Source organism: Gordonia sp. NPDC003950 (assembly GCF_053605205.1).
Window position 1 is genome coordinate 95,131 of the sequence record NZ_JBSGIT010000015.1, and the last position, 25,493, is coordinate 120,623.

The 25,493-nt window shown below is 67.0% G+C and carries 26 protein-coding genes and 1 pseudogene; 13 read left to right on the forward strand and 14 right to left on the reverse strand.

Annotated features, from left to right (window positions below):
- Positions 1–20: 20 nt before the first annotated feature.
- Positions 21–1,892: an amino acid transporter gene (locus tag ACWETB_RS14885; protein ID WP_452211992.1), complete on the reverse strand. Its 1,872-nt coding sequence runs from the start codon at positions 1,890–1,892 to the stop codon at positions 21–23.
- A 335-nt stretch (positions 1,893–2,227) separates the two neighbouring features.
- On the opposite strand from ACWETB_RS14885, the gene ACWETB_RS14890 reads away from it, so the two are divergent.
- From ACWETB_RS14890 to ACWETB_RS14900, 3 genes are all read left to right on the forward strand, one after another.
- On the forward strand, positions 2,228–2,911 hold the full coding sequence (locus ACWETB_RS14890) for an MspA family porin (RefSeq protein WP_452211927.1): 684 nt from the start codon (positions 2,228–2,230) through the stop codon (positions 2,909–2,911).
- Between the two features lie 67 nt (positions 2,912–2,978).
- Positions 2,979–3,647 carry an MspA family porin gene (locus ACWETB_RS14895; protein ID WP_449743538.1) on the forward strand — a complete coding sequence of 223 codons (669 nt, stop codon included), beginning with the start codon at positions 2,979–2,981 and terminating at the stop codon, positions 3,645–3,647.
- 105 nt (positions 3,648–3,752) lie between these two features.
- Positions 3,753–4,712 (forward strand): cation diffusion facilitator family transporter, encoded by a 960-nt coding sequence (locus ACWETB_RS14900; RefSeq protein WP_449743539.1) that lies wholly within the window; start codon positions 3,753–3,755, stop codon positions 4,710–4,712.
- Positions 4,713–4,754: 42 nt separating this feature from the next.
- Here the strand turns inward: ACWETB_RS14900 and ACWETB_RS14905 are convergent, their stop codons facing one another.
- From ACWETB_RS14905 to ACWETB_RS14915, 3 genes are read right to left on the reverse strand one after another with little or no spacing between them, the layout of a single operon-like run.
- Positions 4,755–5,513 carry a pirin family protein gene (locus ACWETB_RS14905; protein WP_452211930.1) on the reverse strand — a complete coding sequence of 253 codons (759 nt, stop codon included), beginning with the start codon at positions 5,511–5,513 and terminating at the stop codon, positions 4,755–4,757.
- A gap of 8 nt (positions 5,514–5,521) precedes the next feature.
- Complete coding sequence (locus ACWETB_RS14910) at positions 5,522–5,974, reverse strand: MarR family winged helix-turn-helix transcriptional regulator (protein ID WP_449743541.1); 453 nt, start codon at positions 5,972–5,974, stop codon at positions 5,522–5,524.
- 7 nt (positions 5,975–5,981) lie between these two features.
- Positions 5,982–6,956, reverse strand: a complete 975-nt coding sequence (locus tag ACWETB_RS14915) for a pirin family protein (RefSeq protein ID WP_452211932.1) — start codon at positions 6,954–6,956, stop codon at positions 5,982–5,984.
- 159 nt (positions 6,957–7,115) lie between these two features.
- Between ACWETB_RS14915 and ACWETB_RS14920 the strand changes: the two are divergent.
- Positions 7,116–7,250 (forward strand): annotated as a pseudogene (locus tag ACWETB_RS14920) (type II toxin-antitoxin system VapB family antitoxin); the annotation flags it as partial.
- Positions 7,251–7,495: 245 nt separating this feature from the next.
- Here the strand turns inward: ACWETB_RS14920 and ACWETB_RS14925 are convergent.
- The gene (locus ACWETB_RS14925) at positions 7,496–8,401 is read right to left on the reverse strand and encodes a LysR family transcriptional regulator (RefSeq protein WP_348802824.1); all 906 of its coding nucleotides are present in this window, start codon (positions 8,399–8,401) and stop codon (positions 7,496–7,498) included.
- 83 nt (positions 8,402–8,484) lie between these two features.
- Between ACWETB_RS14925 and ACWETB_RS14930 the strand changes: the two genes are divergently transcribed.
- A complete protein-coding gene (locus tag ACWETB_RS14930; protein ID WP_348802822.1) occupies positions 8,485–9,378 on the forward strand; it encodes an EamA family transporter in 894 nt (297 codons plus the stop codon).
- Between the two features lie 18 nt (positions 9,379–9,396).
- On the opposite strand, the gene ACWETB_RS14935 is transcribed toward ACWETB_RS14930, so the two are convergent.
- Positions 9,397–10,410, reverse strand: coding sequence for a zinc-dependent alcohol dehydrogenase family protein (locus tag ACWETB_RS14935; protein ID WP_348802820.1), 1,014 nt, complete (start codon positions 10,408–10,410; stop codon positions 9,397–9,399).
- A gap of 148 nt (positions 10,411–10,558) precedes the next feature.
- Positions 10,559–11,377 carry an MBL fold metallo-hydrolase gene (locus tag ACWETB_RS14940; protein WP_452211935.1) on the reverse strand — a complete coding sequence of 273 codons (819 nt, stop codon included), beginning with the start codon at positions 11,375–11,377 and terminating at the stop codon, positions 10,559–10,561.
- 141 nt (positions 11,378–11,518) lie between these two features.
- Here ACWETB_RS14940 and ACWETB_RS14945 point away from each other — a divergent pair, with 141 nt between their 5' ends.
- Positions 11,519–12,040, forward strand: coding sequence for a TetR/AcrR family transcriptional regulator (locus ACWETB_RS14945; protein WP_452211937.1), 522 nt, complete (start codon positions 11,519–11,521; stop codon positions 12,038–12,040).
- Between the two features lie 25 nt (positions 12,041–12,065).
- Entirely contained in the window at positions 12,066–12,206 is a 141-nt protein-coding gene (locus tag ACWETB_RS14950) for a hypothetical protein (protein WP_452211939.1), read from the forward strand.
- A 126-nt stretch (positions 12,207–12,332) separates the two neighbouring features.
- On the opposite strand, the gene ACWETB_RS14955 is transcribed toward ACWETB_RS14950, so the two are convergent.
- Positions 12,333–12,935: a TIGR03086 family metal-binding protein gene (locus ACWETB_RS14955; RefSeq protein ID WP_348809594.1), complete on the reverse strand. Its 603-nt coding sequence runs from the start codon at positions 12,933–12,935 to the stop codon at positions 12,333–12,335.
- Between the two features lie 94 nt (positions 12,936–13,029).
- On the opposite strand from ACWETB_RS14955, the gene ACWETB_RS14960 reads away from it, so the two are divergent.
- The 3 genes from ACWETB_RS14960 to ACWETB_RS14970 all read left to right on the forward strand — a co-directional run bounded on the left by ACWETB_RS14960 (position 13,030) and on the right by ACWETB_RS14970 (position 15,319).
- Positions 13,030–13,977, forward strand: coding sequence for a helix-turn-helix transcriptional regulator (locus tag ACWETB_RS14960; protein ID WP_348809595.1), 948 nt, complete (start codon positions 13,030–13,032; stop codon positions 13,975–13,977).
- Between the two features lie 105 nt (positions 13,978–14,082).
- Positions 14,083–14,472, forward strand: a complete 390-nt coding sequence (locus ACWETB_RS14965) for a hypothetical protein (protein ID WP_348803198.1) — start codon at positions 14,083–14,085, stop codon at positions 14,470–14,472.
- 7 nt (positions 14,473–14,479) lie between these two features.
- Positions 14,480–15,319 (forward strand): alpha/beta hydrolase, encoded by an 840-nt coding sequence (locus ACWETB_RS14970; RefSeq protein ID WP_449743548.1) that lies wholly within the window; start codon positions 14,480–14,482, stop codon positions 15,317–15,319.
- Here the strand turns inward: ACWETB_RS14970 and ACWETB_RS14975 are convergent.
- Positions 15,282–16,532: a cyclopropane-fatty-acyl-phospholipid synthase family protein gene (locus ACWETB_RS14975; protein ID WP_348809597.1), complete on the reverse strand. Its 1,251-nt coding sequence runs from the start codon at positions 16,530–16,532 to the stop codon at positions 15,282–15,284. The two genes, ACWETB_RS14970 and ACWETB_RS14975, sit on opposite strands and share 38 nt — an antisense overlap.
- A gap of 617 nt (positions 16,533–17,149) precedes the next feature.
- Positions 17,150–18,577: an aldehyde dehydrogenase family protein gene (locus ACWETB_RS14980; protein WP_449743549.1), complete on the reverse strand. Its 1,428-nt coding sequence runs from the start codon at positions 18,575–18,577 to the stop codon at positions 17,150–17,152.
- Between the two features lie 148 nt (positions 18,578–18,725).
- Between ACWETB_RS14980 and ACWETB_RS14985 the strand changes: the two genes are divergently transcribed.
- The 3 genes from ACWETB_RS14985 to ACWETB_RS14995 all read left to right on the forward strand — a co-directional run bounded on the left by ACWETB_RS14985 (position 18,726) and on the right by ACWETB_RS14995 (position 20,364).
- Positions 18,726–19,046: a putative quinol monooxygenase gene (locus tag ACWETB_RS14985; RefSeq protein WP_348802810.1), complete on the forward strand. Its 321-nt coding sequence runs from the start codon at positions 18,726–18,728 to the stop codon at positions 19,044–19,046.
- Positions 19,047–19,213: 167 nt separating this feature from the next.
- Complete coding sequence (locus ACWETB_RS14990; RefSeq protein ID WP_348802809.1) at positions 19,214–19,921, forward strand: TNT domain-containing protein; 708 nt, start codon at positions 19,214–19,216, stop codon at positions 19,919–19,921.
- A gap of 35 nt (positions 19,922–19,956) precedes the next feature.
- Positions 19,957–20,364, forward strand: coding sequence for an Imm63 family immunity protein (locus tag ACWETB_RS14995; protein ID WP_452211943.1), 408 nt, complete (start codon positions 19,957–19,959; stop codon positions 20,362–20,364).
- 36 nt (positions 20,365–20,400) lie between these two features.
- Here ACWETB_RS14995 and ACWETB_RS15000 read toward each other — a convergent pair whose 3' ends face one another.
- The 4 genes from ACWETB_RS15000 to ACWETB_RS15015 all read right to left on the reverse strand — a co-directional run bounded on the left by ACWETB_RS15000 (position 20,401) and on the right by ACWETB_RS15015 (position 25,491).
- Positions 20,401–22,758, reverse strand: a complete 2,358-nt coding sequence (locus ACWETB_RS15000) for an MMPL family transporter (protein ID WP_452211945.1) — start codon at positions 22,756–22,758, stop codon at positions 20,401–20,403.
- Position 22,759: 1 nt separating this feature from the next.
- On the reverse strand, positions 22,760–23,416 hold the full coding sequence (locus ACWETB_RS15005) for a TetR/AcrR family transcriptional regulator (protein WP_452211947.1): 657 nt from the start codon (positions 23,414–23,416) through the stop codon (positions 22,760–22,762).
- 80 nt (positions 23,417–23,496) lie between these two features.
- Entirely contained in the window at positions 23,497–24,969 is a 1,473-nt protein-coding gene (locus tag ACWETB_RS15010) for a DEAD/DEAH box helicase (RefSeq protein WP_449743553.1), read from the reverse strand.
- A gap of 285 nt (positions 24,970–25,254) precedes the next feature.
- The gene (locus ACWETB_RS15015) at positions 25,255–25,491 is read right to left on the reverse strand and encodes a hypothetical protein (protein WP_452211949.1); all 237 of its coding nucleotides are present in this window, start codon (positions 25,489–25,491) and stop codon (positions 25,255–25,257) included.
- Between the last annotated feature and the right edge of the window lie 2 nt (positions 25,492–25,493).

The following is a 25,493-nucleotide window of genomic DNA, read 5'->3' on the forward strand; positions in this document are numbered from 1 at the left end:
GGCGGATTGCCGACGACACGTCATCCGACGTGCACGGAGGGCCGTTTGGCGGTGTCCGGCTCGGCCCGGCGCACCACCTCGCGGGTCACCGCCGCCACCTCGCCCTCGCCGATGAACAGGAAGCGGAGCAGGTTCACCAGCGGATTCGCCTCGCTCCATTCGAAATACACATTCGGCACGATGTCGGTCCAATCGCGGATGGCGAACAACACCGACGCGATGGTGTTCGGTACCGCGGCGGAATCGACCCAGAGGATGCGGAACCCGCCCTCGTGATAGCGCCCGTGGATCTCCAGATCTGTGCTGAACTCCGACGAGTGGGTCACGTTGACCTCGAGGAAGACAATCTGCTCGGCGTCGGGGATGTGGCTTTCGGCGCGTTGCTGGATCTCCTTGTCGTGGTACTCGGCCAGCGACCGCTCCTCCGGGTCGTGGGTGACGATGTGAATCTGCCCGAAGTCGGCTGCAGCGTCGATGATGCGTTGTGCGGTGTCGTCGAAGGTGATCTCACCGCTGCGCAGTTCGAAGGAGCGGTTGATCCGGGAGGCGAAGGAGACGATGAGGATCGCCACGATGAAGAAGGCCGCGACCTGCACGCCCTCCGGCCGTTCGATGATGTTCGCGACGGTGGTGTAGGCGAAGATGATCGAGATGGCGGCGAAGGCCATCGTCGCAACGGTGCGTCGTCGTTTGCGCACCGACAGCGTCACCGCGACCGCCGCCGACGTCATCAACACGAGCACGCCGGTGGCGTACGCCGCTCCCTGCGCGTCGACGGAGGCGCGGAAGTACACGGTCACCCCGGCCGCGATGAGGATGAACACCACCACGAGTGGGCGGGCCGCACGCGCCCAGTCCGGCGCCATCCCGTAGCGGGGGAGGTAGCGAGGCACCAGGTTGAGGAGTCCGGCCATCGCCGACGCCCCGGCGAACCACAGGATCAGGATGGTGCTGATGTCGTAGACGGTGCCGAAGCCATTGCCGAGGTAGTCGTGGGCGAGGAAGGCCAATGCGCGACCGTTGGCGGGCCCGCCCGGCTGGAACTCGTCCTCCGGTATCAGGATCGTGCATACGAGGCTGCTGGTGATCAGCAGGACGCTCATGATGACCGCGGAGGTGGTCAGCAGCTTTCGGGCCCCGGCGATGCGGGTCGCGGGATGATCGGGCGGGTCGTCCTCGGAGCCGTCGATCTGCGGCATCACCGCCACGCCCGTCTCGAAGCCCGACAATCCCAGTGCCAGCTTGGGAAACACCAGCAGGGCGACGGCCACGATCATCCACGGGCTGCCGTGTTCGACCGTCATGGCGTGACGCCAGTCGACGATGACGTGCGGGGTGGTGGCCAGGTGCCAGAGGCCGTCGGCGATGGTGACGACGTTGAGTGTCAGATACACCGCGACGAGTCCCACTGCCACGGTGATGGCTTCGGTGAATCCGCGAAGGAAGATGGCGGCCAGGAGCGCCAGGAACACCAGTGTGATGGCCACGTTGTGGCCCTCGAAGAACGACGGCACGAACGGATTCTCGATGAAGTGTGCGGTGGCGTCGGCCGCCGACAATGTCATCGTGATCAGGAAGTCGGTGGCGGCGAAGCCCAGCAGCACCAGGACGAAGATCTTTCCGCCCCAACGGGGTAGCAGGTGCTCGAGCATCGCGATCGAACCTTCACCGCGATGTGAGCGCCGTGCGATGTAGCGGTAGACCGGAAGCGCCCCGAACAAGGTGAGAGCGACCAGCACGATGGTCGCCAACGGCGCGATGGTCCCGGCCGCCAGGACGGCGATACCCGGCTGATAGCCCAGCGTGGAGAAATAGTCGACACCGGTCAGGCACATGACCTTCCACCACGGATGGGTGTGGGACTCCTCGCTGGGGATCCGGTGCGGACCCATCAGTCCCGCCGGTTCCGGGCTGATGTCGGAAAGAAACCACCGACGGACCGGCGCGGGTATCACTGTGGAAGGCACCCGCCGACTGTAATCGGGCAGGGGGTGCACGGCCATGAGAGGACGGATTATCCGGATTGTCCGAGATTGCCGTCGGTGGACCTCGGACATAGCGAACATGGTTGGTACACAACGGACTTCACGGACATCGAATTCGTCTGACCACCGGCCAACGGTCATCTGCACGCCATCTGAGTGCCACCGGCCGGTCGCCGTGGGCCCCGTACGCTTCGCGAGGTCGTGAACACCGCGACCGTTGACGACATCTGTGAGGGGAACCAATGAGCACCAACAAGTCACGGCGCAACCGCGTGGCCGTGCGCGCGGCAGCCGCGGGCGTCGCGGCACTCGGGGTGGGGTTGGCGACGGCCGCGCCGGCACATGCCGACGCCTTCGTGCGACTGCCCGGCGGCAGCACCCACGCCGACGGCCTGGATCTGTCGCGTACCAGCGAATCCGCGCAGATCTCACCATCTTTGGCCGGCAACGGCCTCGGCCGGACCGCCTGGGTCAGTGCCCACATCGTGCTCAAGGCCCCCGGGCTCAAGGAATCGGCCGCCGGCCCCAACAACGGTCCTGCCGGTGAATCCGCGTCGCCGGGCAGCAACGGCACCTCCACCGACGGCGCGGCCGCCACCCTGTCGGTCGGTTACATCGTCGGCTGCCAAGTCAACGTGGGTAGCGCCTCGGTCGGCTTCACCGGCAGCCTCAATGCGATCACCAGCGCACCCACCGGAACCGGCACCCTCAGTGTCCCGATCACGCCGGGTCAGGTCGTGTTCGCGCAGATCGACTACAAGGACATCGAGAAGTCGGGCACCTACTACTTCGACTATGACCGCGTGCAGTTGCAGGTCCAGAACTGTGCGGGGTACGCGCAGGCGCGTTCCTTCGTCACGGTGGAGACCACGGGCAGCAACCACCGCAAGATCAACCTCTACGGCAAGCCGTTCTCCATCGGCTGACGTTTCATCCCATAGTCAACCGCGCCGATGATTTCCGGCGTACTTCCATTCTCCGAGAGGGAGATCCATGAACATCAGTCTCAAACGCCTTGCCGTACTCGGCGGACCCGTCGCGGTGGGTGCCGCCGCGCTGCTGTCGGTCACCGGCGTCGCCGCCGCCGACGTGCACGTCGCGTTGCCGTCGCAGACCGACCAGCAGCGCATGGGTGACGGCACCGTCGTGTCGGTGACCCGCTCCGGCGAGAACGCCACGATCAACCCGTCGCTGGGCGGTACGCCGCTGCACCGCAATGCCTGGGTGTCGGCGAACTACGCCGTGCACACCAGCACCAAGGCCAAGAAGATCAAGGTGCAGGCCGGTTACATCATCGGCTGCCAGGTGAACATCTCCGGCCTCACCAGCAACGGAGGTGGCAGCGGGACCGCCAACAGCAGCGGCGACGTCACCGCCGCGACCGCCACCGCCGGCGGATCGATCTCGGTCGGCCCCGGCCAGGCGGTCAACGTCTACATCAACGACGTGGAAAGCGCCGACGATTTCGGCGCCGACAAGCACTCCTCCAAGGTGACGTTCAAGGGCGTCGACGAGGCCAGACTGAGCTACGTCAACGAGACGATCCAGATCAACGGCTGTGCCGGCTACGCGCAGGCACGGTCCTACGCCAACGTCTACGTGGTCACCGGTAACGCCGAGCAGGTCACGACGTTCTACGGCAAGCCGTTCAGCCTCGGATAACCCTCTCACAGCGGGGCTGAGCTCATCGGCGCGGCGCACTTGGGATTCCCCGGGTGCGCCGCGCTTGTCCCGCGTGGACGACGCTCGCCGTGAGATGCTCGGCAGGTGGATCAGGAGCGGAACGAGGCACCCAAGTCCGACGGTTCGGAATCACTGCTGACGGTGATCATCGCGTTCACGATGAACATTCTTATCGCGGTGGCCAAATCGGTGGCCGCGGTCTTGACCGGTTCGGCCTCGATGGTCGCCGAGGCGGTGCATTCCTGGGCCGACTCGGGTAACGAGGTGTTCCTGCTGATCGCCGAACGGCGTGGTGGACTCGGCCGGGATCGCGCCCATCCCTTCGGGCACGGTCGGGAAACCTACATCTGGTCGATGTTCGCCGCGTTCGGCCTGTTCGCGGTGGGTGCTGCCGTGTCGGTGATGCATGGCATCACCTCCCTGCGCCATCCCGAACCCGACGCCGACTACCTGATCGGCTACATCGTTCTTGCCATATCCTTTGTGCTGGAGGGCATTTCCTTTCTGCAGTCGGTCCGGCAGGCGCATGAGGGTGGTCGGCGGCTGTCGATGCATCCCCTCCGGTTCGTCAGCCGCACCTCCAAAGCCACTCTGCGCGCGGTGTTCTTCGAGGATGCCGCCGCCCTCACCGGACTGCTGATCGCCGCCGCCGGTATGGCGCTGCACGAGATCACCGGCAACGCCGTGTACGACGCGATCGGCTCCATTCTGGTCGGACTGCTCCTCGGTGTGATCGCGATCTTCCTCATCAAGCGCAACAGCCAGTTCTTGTTGGGCCAAACGGCGATGCCGGCCACGCGTGGCACGATGTTGCGGTTCCTGCTCGACCATCCCGACATCGACCGCGTGACGTACCTGCACATCGAGTACGTGGGCCCGGTGCAGTACTACCTCGTTGCGGCCGTGGACATTCGCGGGGATCTGCGTGAGCATGACGTCGCCGTGCTGTTGCGCCGGATCGAGGCGGAGATCGAGCAGCAGGACATCGTCGTCGAGGCCGTGCTGACGTTGTCCACCGCGGATGAACCGTCGTTGCAGCCGTGACGCCTCGTCCGGGATGCGAACTCGCCTCAGCGCGAACTCGACTCAGCGCGAGCCGAACCCGGTGTACATCTCCCAGTAGAGGATCTCGGCGTCGGAGGACGCGGTGACGGGTTGATCTGCGGCGCCGGTGAATCGGACGGCGTCGCCACGCCCGAGTGAGGTGACCTCACCGTCGGCGGAGAGGTCGACGGTCCCGTCGACCACATACAGGTGGCCGAACGGAGCTCCCGGCAGCGTCACTGTGCCACCGGCACGCATCCGTGCGGCGTGCAAGGTGGCGTAGCTGTTCGGCAGAGTCACCGGTGCGACGCCGTGATGGCGTTCGAGGCCGGACACGATCGGGACGAGCTCACCCCTCGACAGCACCGTGGTGACGTCTGCCTCGGCGTAACCGGGTGTCGCCCCCGCATATTCGGTGGCAACCCACATCTGAACCACCCGCAGGCGCCGGTTGTCGGTGCGGCTGGACGCATTGCGCTCGGAATGCATGATCCCGGTGCCTGCGGTCATCCGCTGCACCACGCCGGGGGTGAGGACTCCCTCGTGGCCGCGGGAATCCTTGTGGTGCAACGATCCCTCGACAACCCAGGTGACGATCTCGGTGTCGGCGTGCTGGTGGGTGTCGAAGCCCTCGCCGGCGTCGACGGTGTCGTCGTTGTTGACCATCAGGACCCCGTGGGCGTTGCCGATCAGGTCGAAATTGCCGGTGGCGGGAAAGGACTGGAGTGAGGTGAGCCATCCGCTGTCCCAACGATGACGCTCGTCGGCGCGGATCACTCGGATCTGCGAGGTGGTGGTCATGAGGTCTCCTAATCCGAGAGGTCATCGAGATGACGGGCGAGGGTGTCCATGATGGTCGCGAGGTGGTGGTCGTCGGCGGGCGAGAGGGCGACGGAGAACAGGCGTGTCACCGCCTCGCCGTGGTCGCGGGCGGCCGCGGCGAATGCCTCAAGGCCCGCGTCGGTGACGACGGCGTAGCTGCCCCGGCGATCCTCGGGAGCCGATTCGCGCCGGAGCCAGCCACGTTTCACCATCACGTCGATCTGATAGGACAGGCGTGAGGTGGAAAACACCATCCGTCGCGACAGCTCGCGCATCCGGGCGCGGTGCTCCGGGCACTCCTGCAGGATCAGCAGAATGTGATAGTCCGACAACGACATTCCGCAGTGGGCGCGTAACTCCTCGTCCAGCAGGGTGTGCAGGCGTGCGCTGGTCTCGACGAAGGAGCGCCACGAGGCGGGGTCTCGTGCAATAGAACTCACTGTGGTGTCAGCGGACGCTGGTGTGCGGCATCAGCGCATCCGGCGGTACGACGCCGAGCCGTCCGGCCTGGAAGTCGTTGATTGCCTCGACGAGCTGTTCACGGGTGTTCATCACGAACGGACCATACTGCGCGACCGGTTCGCGGATGGGCTTGCCACCCAGCAACAGCACCTCCAGCGCGGGTCGGTTGCTGTCCTGTCCGGAATCGGCCGACACGCTCAGGCGATCGCCGGCACCGAACACGGCGAGCTGTCCCTGCTCGATCGGACGTGCCTGCGCGCCAACGGTTCCACGGCCGGACAGGACGTAGACCAGGGCATTGAAGTCCCGGCGCCACGGCAGCGAGATCGACGCGCCCGGCTCGACGGTGGCGTGCGCGACGGTGATCGGGGTGTGGGTGGAGCCCGGCCCGGCGTGGCCGTCGATCTCACCCGCGATGATCCGGACCAGGGACCCACCGTCGGGCGAGGCGACGAGCGCGACCTGGCCGCCCTCCAGGTTCTGGTAGCGCGGTGTGAGGAACTTGTCCTTGGCGGGCAGATTCACCCACAGCTGGATACCGTGGAACAGTCCGCCGGATTCGACCAGTTCGGCGGGCGGGGTCTCGATGTGCAGGATGCCCGAGCCGGCGGTCATCCACTGGGTGGCGCCGTTCTCGATGAGGCCGCCACCACCGGTGGAGTCCTGATGCTGGAACCGGCCGTCGATCATATAGGTCACGGTCTCGAAGCCGCGGTGCGGATGCCAGTCGGTACCCCGGGGCTCGCCCGGCTGGTAGTCGACCTCACCCATCTGATCCATATGGATGAACGGATCGAGTGCCGCGGTGGGCGCCCCGGCGAAGGCCCGGACGACCGGGAAGCCCTCGCCCTCGTAGCCACGCGGGCCGCGGGTGACCGAGCGGACCTCGCGTTCGGTGTCCTCGAGCGCGGCCGGCGTCAGCCGGGGCAGGGTGGTGGTGTCGGCGGTGACGGCGGGCATGGGAACCTCCTCGGTTGAGTTGCTCAATTTTGAGCGACTGAGGGAGTCAACGGGTCGGGGTGGGTGGTTATTCCAAAGCTGCGATGTTGCCGATGGCGGTACGGTGTGTGCGCTTTCCGCGTGCATCCGGCGGCGACTCGATGGGTGGTGTTGGCGCAGATGAGTCTTGACCATGAGGCGTTGCACGAGGTCATGCGAATTGGCGGCGTGCACACGAAGAGTGAGGCGGTGAACCTCGCCCTACACGACTACGTGGAGCGGTGTCACCGGATCGAGGCCTTGGCGCGGTCGCGCGGGCATGCCCAGGAGTGGGATCACGAGGCGTGGCGCGACGCACGTGCCGACGACAAAGCTGTCGTCACGAGTGGCGACTGAGGACATCACGGCGGAGGAGAGCGACGGCCCGCGGATAATGCGCCTCTCGGCAAGTGGCCGCTCGTAGCGGCGAATGGGGTGGGGCCCGGGGCAGAGATCCGCGAACCGTCACAGTCCACAACAGGTCGATGCGGTGAGGTATTCCGTCTCGCATCGACGGTTCGTCACAGGGTCCGCGGCCACCGATCCAGCACCGGGGCCGAATCGGCGGGGATCAACCGACTCAGCAGGGCTCGCAACGGCGGCCACGGTTCTCGGCCTTTGCGGGTCACGGCGTAGGCGGTCATCCGGACGTCGGGGTCTCCGAGTGGCAACACCGTCAGGCCGTCGCGTGCCGGACGATGCAGGGGCAACAGGGCGACGCCGTAGCCGGCCAGGATGAGATCTTCGACGAGGTCGAGATTGTCGATCTGATGCGCGATCCGCGGCGTGAACCCCGACAGCGAGGCCAGCACGCGCACGGCGGTCTCGTCGGCGCTGTTGCGGGAGTTGACGATCCAGTCGTGGTCGGCGTAGTCGTTCAGGTCGAGGGTGCCCGATGCGCGTTCCGGTACCGCCAAACCCCAAGGGGTGGACCATAAAGCGACACTCTCGAGGACGGGATCGGGGGTGGCCGGGGCGAGGTTGTAGTCGTAGGTCAACGCCAGATCGAGGTCGTCGTCGGCGAGGAGACCGAATGCCTCGATCGGTTCGTACTCGCTGACGATGGTGTGGAGCCCCGGATGTGTCGCGGCCAGTTCGGCCAGGGTGGGCATCAAGGACACGCGAATGCCGGTGGCGAAACCGCCGATTCGCAGGGTGCCGACCGGTTCGGCGTCGGGGTCGAGATCGCGAAGGGCCGCGTCGATCGCGGCCAGGATGGTGACCGCATGATCGGCCAGTCGTCGGCCGGCGGGTGTCAGGCGGACACGACGACCGTCCGGTTCGATCAGTTGTGTCCTGGTCTCCTTGGCCAGTGCGGCGATCTGCTGGGACACCGTCGACGTGGTGAGGTGATGGGTGTCGGCGACCGCTCGCATCGAGCCCAGCCGGGACAGGGCGAGCAGGAGTTCCAGCCGTCGAGGATCCACGCCATGATTGTTCATTATCGGCGAACGATATGTCCAGGAATATCACGTGGACACGAACGAACCCGCCGTTCTTCAATGGATTCATGAAACACACGGCGGCACGTACCGGCACGGCGATGGCCATCACCTCGATGCTCTGCGTCCAGTTGGGCCTGGCGTTCTCGGTGGCACTCATCGATCGCATCGGGGCGGAGGGCGCGGGTTGGCTGCGGCTGGCCTGGGCCGGTGTGCTGCTGCTGGCGTTCGTTCGCCCCCGGCCGGGCGCCTTCACCCGCCGCGGTTTCCTCACGGCCGTCGCGCTCGGCGTCGCCACCGCCGGGTCGGTGATGCTGTTCATGGGGGCCGCGGCCCGGATACCACTCGGCACCGCCAGCGCTCTGGAGTTCCTCGGTCCGTTGGGCGTGGCGGTCCTCACCGCACGCGGTGGCGCACGGGTTCTCTGGCCGGCGCTCGCCGCGCTCGGGGTGGTGTTGCTGACCCAACCGTGGTCGGGAGGCGTCAACGGGATCGGCGTGCTGTTCGCCCTGTCCGCGGCGGTCTGCTGGGGTGCCTACATCCTGCTCACCCAGAAGGTCGGCGACGAGGTGTCCGGCCTGCAGGGACTCGCGGTGTCGATGGCCGTCGCCGGAATCGTGGCGACCGTCGTGGCCGGTCCCGCCACCCTGGGTCGGATGACCCCACAACTGTGGCTGATCGGACTGGGGTTGGCCATCCTGCTGCCGGTGGTGCCGTTCGTGCTCGAGTTGCAGGCGCTGCGACGACTTACCACCTCGTCGTTCGGCACCCTGATGGCGTTGGAACCGGGGTTCGCGATGCTGATCGGACTGATTGTGCTGCACCAGGTTCCGGGTCCATTGTCGGTGATCGGGCTGGGCCTGGTGGTGGCCGCCGGAGTCGGTGCCGCCCGCGGCGGCGCGCGGATCGAGGAGCCCACGACGCTGCCGGTTCGGGTGCCGGAGACGATCGGCGAGCGGTAGTGGCAACGGGCAGCGGACCTACGGCCACAACAACGACTTGATCGCCCGTCGTTCATCCATCGCGGCGAAGCCCTCGGCGACCTCGCTCAGTGGGAGTTCGAGGTCGAAGACCAAGCCGGGGTTGATCTTTCGTTCCCAGGTGAGCTGCATGAGGTGCGGCAGGTAGGCGCGGCAGTGCGCCGGACCGCCCTTGATGCCGACGTTGCGCCAGAAGAGTTGGTCGATCGGCAGATCGCCGTGGGGTACCCCGACGAGTCCGATGTTGCCGCCGGGGCGAACGCTGCCCGCGGCCTGCAGTCGCGCGCCCTCGGTGCCGACGCATTCGAGGACACAGTCGGCGCCGATACCGTCGGTGAGTTCCCGGATGCGGGCGATGCCCTCGTCGTCGCGTTCTTCGACGATGTGGGTGGCGCCGAACTCGGTGGCCACGCGTTGACGCGGTTCGTGGCGGCTCATCGCGATCACCGTCTCGGCGCCGAGTTGCACCGCGGCGAGGACGGCGCACAGACCGACGGCGCCATCACCGACGACGGCCACACTGGTGCCCGGACCGACACCGGCGGAGACGGCCGCATGCCACCCGGTGCACATGACGTCGGACAGGGTGAGCAGGCTCGGGATCAGGTCGTTCGGCGGCATCTCCGGGGTGGCCACCAGGGTGCCGTCGGCCATCGGGATGCGGATCTGTTCGGCTTGTGCACCGTCGTAGTGGGAACCGTTCTGGCAGTTGGCCGTTGCACCCTTGCGGCACACCGGGCAGGTGTTGTCCGACGGGTTGAATCCACCGACGACGAAGTCACCGGGCGTCACGCTGCGGACATCGTCGCCGACCGCGGTCACCACCCCGCAGAACTCGTGGCCGATCGGCGTGGGCTTCTTGACGTCCGCGATTCCTCGATAGCGCCAGAGATCGGATCCGCACACGCACGCGGCGACGGTGCGCACCAGCGCGTCGGTCGGTTCGAGGATGACGGGATCGGGACGCTCTTCGTAACGAACGTCGCCGGGGGCATGAATGACGGCTCCAAACATGAATCCCAGTCAACTACGTCGTCCACATCGGTGGGAGGGTCTGGCATTACCTCCTGGTGGTGAGTGCCCACTCGCGCGGGTCGTCGTCGCTCCCGTGAATCGTCGACGACCCGCGCGAGCCGAGTGGGGTCGCGCGAGGGGAGACGGCCTACCCGCTCTCACGGGCGCGGCGCAACAGGGTCGGGCAGTGGGCGTTGACGATCACCAGGTCGGGTTGCTTCTCGGCCCAGAGTTCGCGCAGCCGACGGTGATTGGCCCGAACCTGTGTCCAGTCGTAGGCGATGGCGCGCTCCATCGCGGTCAGGCTCCGCGGTGTGTGCCCGCTGCCGTCGATCTGCCCATGGTGATAGAGGGAGTCGCCGATGTGCAGAACCCACCGGTCGGGTGCGTTCGGGTCGTCGGGATCGCGGGCATCGACGGCGATGGCCGCATGTCCGCGACTGTGTCCGGGCAGACCGATGAGCACGATCCCGTCCGCAATGTCGGTGAGTTCGGTCGCCCGCGCGAATCCGCGCCACATATCGCCCTGGGCGGGATCATGGGTGACCAGGATGGGTCCGTGGTCGTGGCCGGCCGGGAGGTAACGGCGGTTCTCAATCAGTGTGCCGGGATTCGTCATGGCCGCGTCCTCCTTGGCGGTGAGATGCACACGCGCATGGGGAAAGTCGGCCAGCCCTCCGATGTGATCGGCGTCGAAGTGGGTGAGCACGATGTCAGTCACATCCGCGGCGTTGTATCCAAGCGACTGCACCTGCCGGATCGCGGTCTCGGACTCGTCGAACACCGGCCGTACGAAGTGGCGAGCGGGTCCGAATCGTTGAGCGGGCGCCGCACGATCACGAAGCCCCAGACCGGAGTCGATGAGAACCAGGCCGTTCGGGGTTTCGACGAGTAACACATGACAGACCAGACCGTCGGGTGCACCCCACGGATGCATGGTTCCGCAGTTGAGATGATGGACCTTCATGGCAGTCGGTCTACTGTCCTTAGGTTGTCGCCGTCGTGGGCCGGTATGCCGCCGACCCGCCACTACCCACGGTGAGGGTAATCCGAGTCACCACAATACCCACGCTGTGGATTTACTCAAGGGGTGGGCACACTGGGATTCATGACGGGATCACCTCAACCGGTCCGACGGGGCCGGCCACCCAAGGACAGTGCAGGACTCTCCCGCGCCGCCATCGTCGAAGCGACGTTGAAAGTCATTGATGCCGAGGGTGTTCCGCAGGTGTCGATGCGATCGGTGGCCCGTCTGCTGGGCGTCGACGCCAAGAGTCTGTACAACCACGTCGACGGCAAAGACGACGTACTCGACGCCGTCGCCGAACATCTGCTCAGCGGTATCGACTTGCCCCGACGAACTGGTGACACCGCGACGGATCTGCGCGCGATCGCCGACGCATTTCGGGTGCGTGCGCTCTCTCATCCCGAGGCCGCGTCGCTGGTTCTCACCCGGCAGTTGGCGTCGCCGGCCGGGCTCGCGCCGGTCGACGCATTTCTCGCCGTGCTGCGGGATGCCGGATGTGCGGTCCCCGAGGCCGTGCGCCTCCTGCGTACGCTCGTCGCCGCACTCGTCGGTACCTTGCTGCGAGAAGTCAACGTCGACCCCACGTTTTGGGGTCGGCGATGATCTCGGATGGTCGTCGCGCCGCGAGGTGCTCGAACAGTCCGGCCTGCCACGCGTCACCGAGGCTGCGCAGGAACTCGCGCGCTACGACCGTGACGCCGAGTTCGACTTCGCGATCACCGCGGCGATCGATGTGGTCCTGATGCGCACCGGTTCGGTATCCAGGTGAACCGTAACCGACCGGGCGGTGCAGTCGACGCGGCCGATACCGCACCACCAGATAACCGTCGGGTCGCCGCCGCCCGCACGAACAAGGTGGCGGCGACCGTGGCGTCCGGGTGTGAACCGGTACGACCTAAGCGGTGACCTGAACCCACGCCGACGACGTCCGTCCGGACCAGTTGGCGAGACGCTCGGTGGGCCCGGCACCGTCGCGTGACTCGACGACCGGGCCGAACGGGACGGTGTCGTCGGCGCGGATCTCCGCGGGGATGAACCGTTGTGCCACAGCCAGAGTGGCCTCGGCGAGTGCCGGGTCGGGTTCGGCGTCTTGTCCGGTGGCGACGGCGAGATCCCAACCGTGGACCAGCGTCTCGTTGACGTAACCCCAGAGTGCGCCCGCGCCGGGGACCTCGCCCCACGGAACCTTCACCATCGCGGTGAGTTTCGCGTCGCCGGACCAGGAGTCGATGGCGACGGTGGTCAGGTCGGCGTAGGTGCCCGCATCGTGGCGATCGTCGACGCTGGGCACGGCGAAGACGTCGTCGCCGTTACCGAGTGCGACCGCCCGACGGGCCGTGCCGATCAGGTGCCCGGCGAGCGCGCGAACGTCGAAATCGTCACAGGGAGTGGGGGAATCGAGTTGGTCGTCGTCGACGCGGGTGAGCAGATCGGTGACCCAGCGGGTCGCGGCGGCGTAGACGGGACGCGGATCGGCGGGGAGTGCGGGAGTGCTCATGATGAGTTCCTTCCATGGTCGTGGTGGCTGACGACAACCAGTGAAACGCCGATACCTGACATCTTCTGTCAGGTATTTCTGAGAGACTTTTCTCGTGCGTGCCGATCGCTTGTTGTCGGTCCTGATGCTGTTGCGGTCTCGGGGCCGGATGACGGCTGCGGAACTGGCCGTGGAACTCGAGGTCTCGGAGCGCACGGTGTTGCGTGACATCGAGGCTTTGTCGGCGTCGGGGGTGCCGGTGTATTCCGAACGCGGGCGCCACGGCGGATTCGCGCTGCTGCCGGGATACCGCACCGATCTGTCCGGGCTGACGCTGAGTGAGGCGATCGCCGTGCTGTCGGGCGGCGGACGGATCGATTCGCCCGCCGCGGCGAGCGCCAAGCGCAAACTCGAGGCCGCCCTGCCGGAGGCGCACCGGAGTCGGGTCGCCGCGGCCGCTCAGCGAATTCTGGTGCGCCCGGAGGGCTTTGTGCGTTCCCCGGCGACGCTCGACGAACTCGCCCCGGTGCAGCAGGCGGTGTTCGACGGCCGGCGAATCCGGCTGACCTATCAGGCGCGAGGACGCGAGCCCCGGGAGCGGGTACTCGATCCGATCGGTCTCATCGTCGCCGGCGACACGTGGTATCTCGTCGCCAATTCCGATGGCGAGGAACGGATGTATCGCGTCTCGCGGATGTCGGATGTGCAGATTCTCGACGAACCGGCGAACCGGGACGAGCAGGTGGATCTCGACGAGGTGTGGGAACGGCATCGGGACGCGTTCCGGGCCGGATTCGAGGAACTCGACGTGATCCTCGACTGCGCACGAGAGGATGTCGACAAGCTCGTCGGTCCGGTAGTCGTGGCGTCTGTCAAGGAGAGCGACTCACCGACACACGTCCGCGTCCATCTGCGCTTCGCGGATCGGGCGCGCGTGTCGCGGGTGTTGTGGAATGTGGGCTTCGATGTCGACTTCGAGGTCATCGAACCGATCTGGCTCCGCGACGAACTGCGCTCCCGGGCACACATGGTCGCGGAGTCGTCCGCACGACAACAACCCTGAGGTCGCCGGCCTCGACGAATCGCGTCCGGGATGGCGTCCGCATCTGAGGACACCGTGTATCCCGATGTCTTCCCGATTGCGCGCAAAACAACCATAATCAGGCTCATGGCAGACAAAGGTGCGCCGATCGGGACTCGTCCCGGCGAGCGTCAGCGATTCCGGAAACTCGCGCAGGCCGCGCTCAACGCGGATGTCACCGTGGGCCAGGTGGACACGATCCTCACCGACATGGGCGACGCGCTCGACGGGTTCGGGAACACCCTCACCGATCTCGACGGCACGATGGTGAAGATGGAGGCCACGCTGAACCACCTGAGCAACACACTGGTGCAGGTGGATGCGACCGTTGACCGGATGGGTGAGATCGTGGACCGCATGGAATTGATCGTGGGTCGGGTGGAGGCATTGGTGGCGATCGGCGAGGCCGCGCTGCGTCCGATCGGGGCCATCGAATCGGCCAGTCGCAGTGTCATGTCACGCATCGGATTGGGGTGAGCGGTCAGTGACTGTCGAGGAGCGCGAATTTCAAGGCGCACACGGGGAGACCATCGTCTACGACGTCCACACACCCGAGTCGGCGCAGCCGCGCGCGGTGGTCGTCATCGCGCACGGCATGGGCGAGCACGGACGACGCTACGGCCACGTTGTCGATGCACTGTTGGCCGACGGGTACGTAGTGGCGGTTCCCGATCACCTCGGGCATGGCCGCTCGGGCGGTGCGCGCATGCGGATCCGCTCGTTCTCCGACTACACCACCGACCTGCACCGCGTGATCGGCAACGTCGCCGTCGACGGACTGCCCACCTATCTGCTGGGACACAGCATGGGCGGCTGCATCGCGCTGGATTACGCGCTCGACCACCCCGACGAACTCGCCGGGCTCATCCTGTCCGGCGCGGCGATCATGCCGGGCGACGACCTACCCGGTCCGCTGATCGCGGTGTCGAAGATCGTCGGCAAGATCGCGCCGACGCTGCCCACGTTGGCGCTGGACTCCGCCAGTATCAGTCGCGATCCGGCGGTGGTGGCCGAGTACGAGGCCGACCCGTTGGTGTACCGCGGCAAGATCCCGGCCCGGCTGGGTGCAGAGATGGTCACCACGATGCAGTCCTTCCCGAAGCGCTTGCCGACGCTGAGAATGCCGGTGCTGGTGATGCACGGCAGCGAAGACAAGCTGACCAACCCGGACGGCAGCCGACTCGTTGAGAAGCTGGCCGGGTCGGACGACAAGACCGTCATCATCTGGGACGGGCTGCGTCACGAGATCTTCAACGAACCGGAGAAGGACGACGTGATCGGCACACTCACACGGTGGCTGGATCAGCGGGTCGGCGCATCGTGAACTGTTCGACGCCCATCCGGCCGTCACGAAAGGCCATCCGCCCGCCGACGAGGTAGAGCCGCCACACCCGTGCCACCTCGTCACCGACGAGTCGGACGGCGGCGTCGTAGTTCTTCTCGAACGTCTCGTACCAGGCGTCCACGGTGCGCACATAGTGCTCGGCCATCGGCCGCACGTCGGTCACCTCGAGCCCGGCGTCGCGCAGCATGGCGGCGGTGTCGTCGACCGGACGCATGTACATGTCGGGGGCGATGAAGGACTCGATGAACGGGCCGCCACCGGGATGATTGCCGGCGCGACGCGACATCTGCTGGATGCAGACGCGCCCGCCCGCCTTCACCTTGTCATGGAGGACGGCGGCATAGGTGGGGTAATTGCGTTGTCCCACATGCTCACCCATCTCGATCGAGGCCACCGCATCGAAGCCGGAATCGGGGATCTCGCGGTAATCCTGCACGCGGATCTCCACCAGGTCACCCAGTCCGCGTTCGGCGATCCGGGCGTCGATGAACTCCTTCTGCTCGGCGGCGATCGTGACGCCGAGAACCCGTGCACCGTAGCGCTCCGCCGCGAACAGCGACAGTGATCCCCATCCGCATCCGATGTCGAGTAGCCGCGCTCCCGGCCCGAGGTGATCCAGTCCGACGTTGCGGCACACCAGATCCAGCTTGTCGGCTTGCGCATCGGCGAGCGTGTAGTCGGGCGCCTCGGAGGTCCAGTAGGCGCTCGAATAGGCCATGTGCTCGTCCAGGATCAGCGAATAGAACTCGTTGGACAGATCGTAGTGATGGCTGATCGCGGCGCGGTCCCGCGCCCGGGAATGCAACCGGCCGCGTACCCGCGCCTGCGAGGCCGGCGGCGCCTTGGGCGGTCCGATCAGCTTGTGCGACAACGCCAGTCGAGTCAGATCCCACAACAGTCGGGGAGTGAGCCGGATCTTGGAGAGGCCGCGTTCGGCCGACACCTGCCACACGTGGGTGAGTGCGTCGTCGAGATCACCGGTGACGTCGAGTTCACCGGTGACATAGGCCTGCGCGGCACCGAGTTCCCCCGGATGCCAGAGCATGCGCCGCAACGCATCCCGGCTGTAGAGCACGACGTGCGGTGCGTCCTCGGGGCCGGCGGTACTGCCGTCCCAGGCCGTCAGATGGACCGGTAACTCACCCCGTGTCTGGTCTTCGATCACCCGCGCCAACGATGCGGCGACGCTCATGCGGCCTCCCTGCTTCGGTCCTGCTTCGGTGTCGGTGCACAAGGTGTTCGCGGCGGGGCGTGGGGTGGATGGGTGGGGTGTTGGTGGTGTTCCGGCGTCGGTTCGGGTGGTCTCGACGCGCCGCGGGCTCGCAAGCTCGCACGAGGCGGCTCGACCGACGGGGGACGGAACGCGCGTCCGCTGGGGGCTCCTCGCGCCACGACCGACGGGAGGGGGGCGCCTCGACCGGCGGGTGGGGGCGCCTCGACCGGCGGGTGGGGGCGGCTCGACCGGCGGGTGGGGTGCGGGTGGTCTCGACGCGCCACGGGCTCGCAAGCTCGCACGAGGCGGCTCGACCGACGGGGGGACGGGGCGCGCGTCCGTTGGGGGCTCCTCGCGCCACGACCGACGGGAGGGGGGCGCCTCGGCCGGCGGGTGGGGAGCGGGTGGTCTCGAGCCGCCGCGGGCTCGCAAGCTCGCACGAGGCGGCTCGACCGACGGGGGACGGGGCGCGCGTCCGCTGGGGGCTCCTTGCTCCTCGACCGGCGGGTGAGGGACGGTGCCGCCGGCGATAAAGAGCCGGCCGCCGCTGATCCGGGAAAGTGGTTCAGCGACGGCCGGAAAGGGGACCTCGGGTGTCAGGCGTCGTAGCCGAGCAGCGACTTCACCTCGAGGAAGTCCTCGAAGCCGTAGTCGCCGCCCCATTCGCGGCCGTTGCCGCTCTTCTTGTAGCCGCCGAACGGGGCGGCCGGATCGACCTGCGCGCCGTTGAGCGCGATGGAACCGGCGCGGATCGCCCCGCCGATACGACGGACCTCGTCGATGTCCTTGCCCGACACGTAGCCGGCCAGGCCGTACTCGGTGTCGTTGGCGATCTTGATGGCCTCGTCGACGGAGTCGTAGCCGATGACGACCAGCACCGGACCGAAGACCTCGGTCTGGGCGATCTCCATGTCGTTGGTGACGTTGGTGAACACGGTCGGCTGCACGTAGTAGCCGGTGGGCAGCCCCTCGGGCCGGCCCGCACCGCCGATCACCGGGTTGGCGCCCGCATCGATCGCGCGCTCGATCAGACCCTGGATCTTGTCGAACTGGGCTTCGGACACCACCGGGCCGAGGCGGACGTCGGTGTTCGGATCGCCGACGGTGAGTCGCGCTCCGGCGGACTTGGCGATCCCGGCGACCTCGTCGAGACGCGAATTGGGAACGAGCATGCGGCTCGGGGCATTACAGGACTGACCCGAGTTGAGCATCATCGTCGCGATGCCACCGGCGACATTCTTGGCGAAGTCCTCGTCGTCGAGGATGATGTTGGGGCTCTTGCCGCCGAGTTCCTGGGCGACCCGCTTGACCGTCGGTGCGGCGCTCTTGGCGACCTCGATGCCGGCACGGGTGGAGCCGGTGAACGAGATCATGTCGATGTCGGGATGCGACGACAACGCCGCTCCCACACCCGGTCCATCACCGTTGACGAGGTTGAACACGCCCGCGGGAACGCCTGCGGCATCAAGGATTTCGGCGACTATCGCGGCGCTGAACGGGGCCACCTCCGACGGCTTGAGTACCACCGTACAACCGGTGGCCAGCGCCGGAGCGAGCTTGCACATGACCTGGTTGAGCGGCCAGTTCCACGGGGTGATGAAGCCGCAGACGCCGACCGGTTCCTTGACGATGCGGTGCGCGCCGCGGTCCTCGCCGAAGGAGTAGGTGGGCAGGGTGGCGGCGGCGGTCATCAGGTGGCCGAGTCCGATGGGCACCTGCGCGGCGTTGGACAGTCCGGCCGGAGCGCCCATCTCCTCGGTCACCGCAGCGGCGAGGTCGGGCATCCGCTTCTGGTATTCGGCGATGATCGCGTTGAGCACGGCGACGCGCTCGTCGACCGTGGTCTGCCCCCAGGTGGCGAAGGCGCGACGAGCCGCGGCGACCGCGGCGTCGACATCGGCGGCGGTGCCGAGCGCGACCTGCCCGGCGGACTTCTCGGTGGCCGGGTTGATCACGTCGATCAGGTTGAGCTCGGTCGGCTCGACCCACTGGCCGTCGATGTAGAACTTGGTGATCTCGCGCATCTGTCCTCCGTCTCGCGGTTGTCACACGTATGTGTTCCACCCCACACTATGCCTTCGCGGCGGCTGCCGAGCGAGCGGTCGGTAAATTGGCGGTGGCCGTCGCGAATCGAGACGCTCGGAGTGATCCGCGGGGTCTACGGTGGGGTCCATGATCCATATCGTCGCCACCTGGAAGATCAAGCCCGAATTCGCCGACCAATGGCCGGAACTGTCCGCCGAGTTCACCAAGGCCACCCAGGCCGAGCCGGGAAACCGCTGGTTCGAGTGGTCCCGAAGCCTCACCGATCCGCATTCGTATGTGCTCGTCGAGGCCTTCGACGACGATGCCGCCGGTGCGCACGTGAACAGTGATCACTTCAAGAAGGCGACCGCCGAGTTGCCGGCCTATCTCGCCGAGACGCCGAAGATCATCAACACGACCGTGGAGCAGGACGACTGGTCGGAGCTCGGGGAGATGGCCGTCGACTGACTGTCGTCGCGCACTCCGGGCGAGGGGCTCGGGGGTGTGAGGGATCTGGGCCTGTAAGAGATTCCGCGGGACGGGTTTCGCTCATTCTGTGAGTGACCTGAGAGCAACGGCGTTATCGTGGGGATCGCGCTCGACACCCCTGCGAGCTCCTCCGAAAGGCCGCGACCATGAATCGTCGCTCCGCGTTGTTCGCTGTCCTGTTTTCTCTGCTTCTCGCTCTCACCGGCGGTGGAATCGCTTCTGCAGCACCAGGTTCGCTGGATCTGGGCTCCTCCGGACTGGACATACCCGGCATTGGCGAGGGGTGTTCGAAAGACCTCGTCGATGGCGACTGGCGCCTCGGCCCGGAAACCTTGTCGACGCTGCCGCCGGTGGCCACGCAACTCGAGGGTTATCGACGAACGGGGACGAAGGGCAAGAACAACCAGGAGTTCCTCCAGGCGTTCTGGACAGGGCCCAAAGAGACCGGGAAATGGAACTATCCCCCCGAGAACGGTTACGTCCTCGACGACGCCGGCAAACCCATCAAGTCCGAGAAGACGATGGTGCCCGGTGACCGGATGGACCGCTACGGCGGTGAGGGCGGCACTTTCATGGCCCCGGAGGGCACGCCGTATCCGCAACGGTCACTTCCGCCGGGAAACCTCGTCAGCAGCGCTTCGCCGTCGACCTGCAACTATCACGATTACATCGTGATCAGGCCGTTCAAGGTCTACGCCGGTGATATCGCGCCCGCATTCGACCAACCCGGTGGTGGCAAGCAGTACGAGATCGTCGATCCGTTGCTGGACCCGAACCCGGCCTGCGGCACCGCCGGCGTCCAGTTCCTGATCTGCGCCGGATACCTCGTCAAAATCTACCCCGGCCCGCTGTGACACCTGGTGGTGCTGACAGCCTGCTCGATGCGAAGATGCGAAGCAAGGTCGAGGATCTCGCGTCGCGCATGCACGCCCAGCCGGCCGACCTTCCCGAGATGGACCGTATCCGCGACGACGGCGTCCCGTCGTGTTGGCGGGACGCCGACGGATCGTGGCATCTGACGGTCCGAGAGCGCGCAAACACCCTGTCGGACAGGTCCACCCGGGATCCGGACGAGTACTTGCGGATCGTCGCCCAGAGCATCGCCGAGCAGCAGTCCTACCGACTGCACCCGCCGGGTTCGCCGGACTTCCGGAGGGAGTCCTGGCGGGCGCAGTTCGATTCGCTGGCGGCCATCAATCCGCTGTGGGCCCAGGCGTGGTTGCGGGAGATCCGACACACCCTCGTGGACAGGGGCGCCGATGCAACCGTCCTGGATCTGTTGCCGTCGGCCGACTGAGTTGGTGGGTGGCCTGCGCTGTCAGCGTCTGTACGGTCAGCGACTGGCCGGAACCGCGTCGCGGTCGGTGTCCGCCGATGGAGTCGTGTCCGCTGTCCCGCCGAGTGCCTCACCCTCGATGTCGACGTTGGGCAGGATGCGGTCCAGCCACCGCGGCAGCCACCACGCCTTCTCGCCGAGCAAGGTCAGCACCGCGGGCATCAGGGTCATCCGGACGATGAAGGCGTCGAAGACGACCGCGATCGCCAGCGCGAAGCCCATCACCTTGATGAAGGCCATGTCCTGGAGCATGAACGCGGCGAACACCGAGATCATGATCGCGGCGGCCGCGGCCACCACCCGAGCGCCGTGGCGGTAGCCGACGATCACGGCCTGTTTGGCGTCGGTGCCGTGGACATAGGCCTCACGCATGCGGGTCACCAGGAACACCTGGTAGTCCATGGCGAGTCCGAACACGATGCCCACCAACATGATCGGCAGGAAGCTGACCAGCGGTTGCGGGTTGTTCACGATGCCCAGCCAGCCGTCGGTGAACAGTGCGACGGTGACCCCGAAGGTGGCGGCCACCGACAGCAGGAAGCCGAGCGCCGCGACCAGGGGCACGAGGATCGACCGGAACACCACGATCAGGATCAGGAAGGCCAACCCCACCACGACGAGCAGATACGGGATCAGGGAGCCGGACAACCGGTCGGAGACGTCGAGTTCGATGGCGGTCTGCCCGGTCACGCCGTAACTCACGTCGAGGCGCTGATCGATCCCGGATTCCTTGTCGCGCAACGTGGTCACCAGGTCGTGGGTCTGATCGGAGTCGGCGGCACTGGACGGGATGACGGTCACGATCGCGGCATCGCCGTTGTTCTTGCCGACGTCGCCGGCCGCGATCCACGCCGCCGCGACGCCGTCGGTGCCGCGGATGTCGTCGACGAGACTGTCATAGGCACGGATACGGGCCGCCTGATCGGGGAGTCGGACACCGTCGGCGACGAGCACCAGTGGGCCGTTGTAGCCGGGGCCGTACTCCTCGGCGACGAGGTCGTAGGCCTGCCGCTGCGTCGTGGACGGATCCGACGTGCCGTCATTGGGCAGCGCGAGTTTGAGGCCCGCCATCGGCAACGCCAGCAGGATCAGGCCGACGACGATGACGCCGGTGACCAGGCGCGGACGTTTGACCACCTGGTGCACATAGCGCTGCCCGTTGTGGACCCGTGCGGTCTCGTCGCCGGTCACGTCGGGAGCGTTGAGGAACGACAGCCGTCCGCCGAAGGCCTTGCCGCCGAACAGTCCCAGGATCGCCGGGAGCAGGGTGAGGGCCACCAGTACTGCGACGATGACGGTCCCCGCAGCCGCGATGCCCATCGCGGTGAGGAACGGGATGTTGACGATGGCGAGTGCCGCGAGGGCGATGACCACGGTCGACCCGGCGAACACCACCGCCGAGCCCGCCGTTCCGACGGCCCGGCCTGCGGCCTCGGCACGCGTTGCGCTGCGGTGTATCTCATGCCGATAGCGCGACACGATGAACAGGGCGTAGTCGATGCCGACCGCGAGGCCGATCATCGTTGCCAGGACCGGGGTTTCCTGACTGAGGTCGAAGAATCCGGTGGCGATCGACACGCCCATCATGCCGACGGCGACGCCGACGATCGCGGTGAGGATCGGCATACCCCAGGCCACCAACGAGGCGAAGGTCAGGATGAGGATCAGTGCGCCGACGGCGATACCGATCAGCTCCGAGGTCACGCCGAGCTCGAAACTGCTTGTCGCCGTGCCCTTCATCTCGACGGTGAGGCCGGCCTCGCGGCCGGCCTGGGCCACGGCGTCCATCTGATCGCGCATGGCGTCGGTGACGTCGGCGGAGGCGTCGACGTCGAATCCGGCGCCGAACTGCACCGCACTGGCGTCGGCGTTGACCGGGGAGCCGGCCTGCACCGTCGCGGCCGCCTGTTCCGGCGAGGCGCCGAACGTCTTCTCCTGTGCGGCAACGAGTTCCTGACGTGCCGGACCCGGTTGCTGCTGGGTTCCGTAGAGCTGCAACGGATTGACGACGGCGGTCTGGGGGTTCTTGACACCCTCGACCTGGCGGAGCTGGGCCACCATCTGTTCGACCGTGGCCCCGTAGCGGGGATCGGTCAACGAGGCGCCGTCGGGAGCGGCCACCACGTAGGTGACGCTGACGTCATTGCCGAACTTGGGTTTGTCCGGAAAACGTTCGACCATCAGGTTCTGCGCACGCTCGGACGGGATCCCGGGGATGGAGAAGGATTCGGTGGTTGGCTTGGAGAGGAACGCGGCGCCGAGGCCGAGCCCGATGAGGACCAGCACCCAGATGGCGATGGTCTTGAATCTGTTGACGTAGGCCCAGCGGCCCACTCGGTACAGGAAATTGGCCACGTCAGTGCTCCTCGGGTGTCGGCCGCGGACGATTCGGCTGGGACAGTGATGGAAGTGGTTGTGCCATACCAGAACCGGTCTGGTCGAAGGCGAGATCGAGAATGCTGCGGGCGTCAGCGCCGACGGTGTCGCGAACTGTCATCCAGTGCTCGAGCGCCGACCGCGCGGTGGTGAGCGCGAGGTCGAAGGCGAGGCGGGGATACAACGCGGACGGGTCGACGCCGCGGGCGGTCATCATCGCGCGCAGTTGGTCTTCGCAGGTGGCGAGCAGATCGACGTGCCGGCTATGGGCGGTCAGTGCCGGTTCGTTGTCGAAGAGGCGCAGGAGCGTCACGAACTGTTCGGGTTCGACGTCCTCGGTTTCAGTGGCGATCTCGATGAGGACGACTCGGAACGAGTCCCACAGGGTTTCCGAGTCCGGTCGGGAGCTCACCCTGGTCACGATCTGCCCGATCAGATCTCCGACGAAGCTGACCAGGGCGTCCTCTTTGCCGGTGAAGTAGTTGTGGAAGGTCCGGACCGAGACGCCGGCCTCGGCTGCGACTGCCTCGATGGTGACGTGGTCCATGCCGTCGCGCAGCGCGAGTGCGAGAACGGCATGCGCGAGTGCCTGGCGGGTGGCCGCCTTCTTCGACTCGCGGAGACCGGTGGGGGGCATGTCCTCCACCGTACGGAGATTGCACGACCCTGCAATGTTGCAGGGTCGTGCAATTTATGATCGTCTGGTCACACGCGGTGTCAGCGTGTGGTCTGGCTCACTGATCGTCGTGCGCCCTGTGAGCGGTTGCCGTGGCCGCGATTGCCGGTCGCCTGACCGTGCGACTGGCCGCGATTCGCGCCGTGCGAGCGGCCGCGACCGGTGCCGTTGTCGCCGGAACGTGCCGAACCGGAGCGGCCCCCACCGGATCGGGCGCCGCCGGATCGTGCCCCTCCGGCGCGACCGCCTTCGGAACGCCCGCCGCCACCGGAGCGGCGTCGGCCACCGGAGTTACGGTTCGATCCGCCGCGCTGCGCGGCCGCGGGGGCCTCGGGTGCCGGCGTCACGAATTCTGCGCGCTCACCGACCAGCTCGTCGACGGCCGTGGAGCTCGCCTCGACGCGCTGCGGGGTGACGGTGATCTTGGCCTTGCCCAGCAGCGACTTGAGGTCGCGGCGCTGCTCGGGCAGGCACAGGGTGACCACGTCGCCGGCGCTGCCGGCGCGGGCGGTGCGACCGGACCGATGCAGGTAGGCCTTGTGCTCGGCCGGCGGATCGACGTGGACGACGAGTTCGATGTCGTCAACGTGCACGCCGCGGGCGGCGACGTCGGTGGCGACGAGCACGCGCACCGAGCCGTCGCCGAAGGCGGCCAGGCTGCGATCACGTTGTGCCTGACTGAGATTGCCGTGCAGATCGACGGCCGGGATGCCCTCGGCGGTGAGCTTCTTGGCGAGTTTGCGGGCCTGATGCTTGGTGCGCATGAACAGGACTCGACGCCCGGTGCCGGAGGCGAGTTCACGGATCACCGCCGTCTTCGCGGTGGTGTCGGCGACCTCGAAGACGTGGTGGGTCATCTGCTCGACCGGTGAGCTGGCGTCGTCGACCGAGTGCATCACCGGGTCGTGCAGGAATCGCTTGACGAGCTTGTCGACGCCGTTGTCCAGCGTCGCCGAGAACAGCAGACGCTGTCCGTCGGCGGGGGTGGCGGCGAGGATGCGGGTCACCGCGGGCAGGAAGCCGAGGTCGGCCATGTGATCGGCCTCGTCGAGGACCGTGATCTCGACGTCGTCGAGGCGAATGATGTTCTGGCGCACCAGGTCTTCGAGGCGACCCGGGCAAGCCACGACGATGTCGGCGCCACGGCGCAGGGCCTGTTCCTGACGGGTCTGCTTGACGCCGCCGAAGACGGTGGTCACGCGCAGTCCGACGGCGGTGGCCAGCGGGGTCACCGCGTCGGCGATCTGGGTGGCCAGTTCACGGGTCGGCGCGAGGACCAGTCCGGTGGGGGCGCCCGGGGTGCGGGTCACCTCCATCTCGGCCAGACCGGCGACCAGCGGGATGGCGAAGGCCAGGGTCTTACCGGAGCCGGTGCGGCCCCGGCCGAGGACGTCGGCACCGTCGAGGGTGTCCGGCAAGGTGTCGGCCTGGATGGGGAATGCCTCGGTCTTACCGTCGGCGGCGAGGGCCTCGACCAGTGCGGTGGGCACGCCGAGGGACGCGAAGGTGGTCATGAGCGTGTGGTGCCTTTCGGGCGGGTCTCACGGCGCAGGGGTCACCCACATCCGCGAGATCGGATGGCGAACGCGCGGGCTCGCGCATTCGTTCGCCGTATGAAGTGGAGTGATCGAGGCGGACGAATTCTCTGCAGGCCTCTTCGATGAGGCCACGGGGTCCGCCGACAACAGTCGTTCTACGACGCCTGACTCCGCGCTGGGCGGGTCATTCGTTGTATGACGCTACACGTGTAACGGCGTCGGCGCCGAATCGTGGTGTGGGTCACGGTATCGGCGACGGCGTCAGGCGATGCTGCTCGCCACCGCGATCACCACGCCGGCGACGGTCAGCACACCCACGACCACCGCATAGATCCACGCCGCGCGGCGTTGTCCGCGCCGGGCCGCGCTGATGCCGAGTCCGACAGCGATCAGGATCACCGCTGCGTAGACCGAGATGCCGATGGTGAGTCCGGCGACCGCGGCGTCGGTCATCGCGAGAAGCTGCGGCGCGGCGGTCCCGTGGTACATACCGGTCATGG

Bases quoted from the DNA above. Each gene is read 5' to 3' on its own strand.
- ACWETB_RS14885 (WP_452211992.1), bottom strand. From the start codon at position 1,892: ATGGGTCCGCACCGGATCCCCAGCGAGGAGTCCCACACCCATCCGTGG.
- ACWETB_RS14890 (WP_452211927.1), top strand. From the start codon at position 2,228: ATGAGCACCAACAAGTCACGGCGCAACCGCGTGGCCGTGCGCGCGGCA.
- ACWETB_RS14895 (WP_449743538.1), top strand. From the start codon at position 2,979: ATGAACATCAGTCTCAAACGCCTTGCCGTACTCGGCGGACCCGTCGCG.
- ACWETB_RS14905 (WP_452211930.1), bottom strand. From the start codon at position 5,513: ATGACCACCACCTCGCAGATCCGAGTGATCCGCGCCGACGAGCGTCAT.
- ACWETB_RS14915 (WP_452211932.1), bottom strand. From the start codon at position 6,956: ATGCCCGCCGTCACCGCCGACACCACCACCCTGCCCCGGCTGACGCCG.
- ACWETB_RS14930 (WP_348802822.1), top strand. From the start codon at position 8,485: ATGAAACACACGGCGGCACGTACCGGCACGGCGATGGCCATCACCTCG.
- ACWETB_RS14935 (WP_348802820.1), bottom strand. From the start codon at position 10,410: ATGTTTGGAGCCGTCATTCATGCCCCCGGCGACGTTCGTTACGAAGAG.
- ACWETB_RS14940 (WP_452211935.1), bottom strand. From the start codon at position 11,377: ATGAAGGTCCATCATCTCAACTGCGGAACCATGCATCCGTGGGGTGCA.
- ACWETB_RS14945 (WP_452211937.1), top strand. From the start codon at position 11,519: ATGACGGGATCACCTCAACCGGTCCGACGGGGCCGGCCACCCAAGGAC.
- ACWETB_RS14955 (WP_348809594.1), bottom strand. From the start codon at position 12,935: ATGAGCACTCCCGCACTCCCCGCCGATCCGCGTCCCGTCTACGCCGCC.
- ACWETB_RS14965 (WP_348803198.1), top strand. From the start codon at position 14,083: ATGGCAGACAAAGGTGCGCCGATCGGGACTCGTCCCGGCGAGCGTCAG.
- ACWETB_RS14975 (WP_348809597.1), bottom strand. From the start codon at position 16,532: ATGAGCGTCGCCGCATCGTTGGCGCGGGTGATCGAAGACCAGACACGG.
- ACWETB_RS14980 (WP_449743549.1), bottom strand. From the start codon at position 18,577: ATGCGCGAGATCACCAAGTTCTACATCGACGGCCAGTGGGTCGAGCCG.
- ACWETB_RS14985 (WP_348802810.1), top strand. From the start codon at position 18,726: ATGATCCATATCGTCGCCACCTGGAAGATCAAGCCCGAATTCGCCGAC.
- ACWETB_RS14990 (WP_348802809.1), top strand. From the start codon at position 19,214: ATGAATCGTCGCTCCGCGTTGTTCGCTGTCCTGTTTTCTCTGCTTCTC.
- ACWETB_RS14995 (WP_452211943.1), top strand. From the start codon at position 19,957: ATGCGAAGCAAGGTCGAGGATCTCGCGTCGCGCATGCACGCCCAGCCG.
- ACWETB_RS15005 (WP_452211947.1), bottom strand. From the start codon at position 23,416: ATGCCCCCCACCGGTCTCCGCGAGTCGAAGAAGGCGGCCACCCGCCAG.
- ACWETB_RS15010 (WP_449743553.1), bottom strand. From the start codon at position 24,969: ATGACCACCTTCGCGTCCCTCGGCGTGCCCACCGCACTGGTCGAGGCC.
- ACWETB_RS15015 (WP_452211949.1), bottom strand. From the start codon at position 25,491: ATGACCGGTATGTACCACGGGACCGCCGCGCCGCAGCTTCTCGCGATG.